The sequence below is a fragment of the Cyanobium sp. NIVA-CYA 375 genome (assembly GCF_056108345.1).
Window position 1 is genome coordinate 1 of sequence record NZ_JBSYHW010000331.1, and the last position, 704, is coordinate 704.

The following is a 704-nucleotide window of genomic DNA, read 5'->3' on the forward strand; positions in this document are numbered from 1 at the left end:
CCCGCGGCCTGGCGCGCGCGGTGGGCGCTGCCACGGCCGCATGAACCCGGTGTTCGGCCCGCCGCCGGCCGCGCTGCCTGCGGACTGGCCGCTGCGCGCGCACAGCGGCAGCGCGCGCGCGGACGGGCTGCGCTGGCATGTGCAGTGGCTGCGGCCGCCGGCCGGCGAGGCGAGGCCGGTGGCCCTGCTGCTGCACGGCACCGGCGCTTCGGGCCACTCGCTGGCGGCCCTGGCGCAGGCACTGGCCTCCACCCACGAGGTGATCGTGCCCGACCTGCCGGGCCACGCCCACACGCAGCGGCCGCGGGGCGACGGCCTTTCGCTGCCGGGCATGGCGGCCTCGCTCGCGGCGCTGCTGCAGGCGCTGGAACGCCGGCCGGCCTTGATCGTCGGCCACTCGGCGGGTGCGGCCGTGGCGGCGCGCCTGTGCCTGGACGGCGGGGCGGATCCGGCGCTGATCGTGTCGCTGTCCGGCGCCTGGTTCCCGCCCGGCGGCGTGGCGGGCTGGTGGTACGCGCCGGCAGCCAAGCTGCTGGCCCTGAACCCCCTGGTGCCGCACCTCTTCTCCTGGCAGGCGGCGCGGCCGGCGACGCTGAAGAAGCTGCTGGACAGCACCGGCTCGCGCATCGATGCCGAGGGCGCTGCGCACTACGCGCGCCTGGTCGGCAACCCGGCTCACGTGGGTGCGGTGCTCGCCATGATGG

1 protein-coding gene is annotated in these 704 nt (G+C 77.8%); it reads left to right on the top strand.

Going from position 1 to position 704, the window contains the following annotated elements; genetic code table 11:
- Window positions 1-40: 40 nt before the first annotated feature.
- Window positions 41-704, top strand: a 664-nt coding sequence (bchO, locus tag AC01FP_RS18405; RefSeq protein ID WP_474482303.1) for an alpha/beta fold hydrolase BchO, incomplete at its 3' end; no start/stop codon positions are given.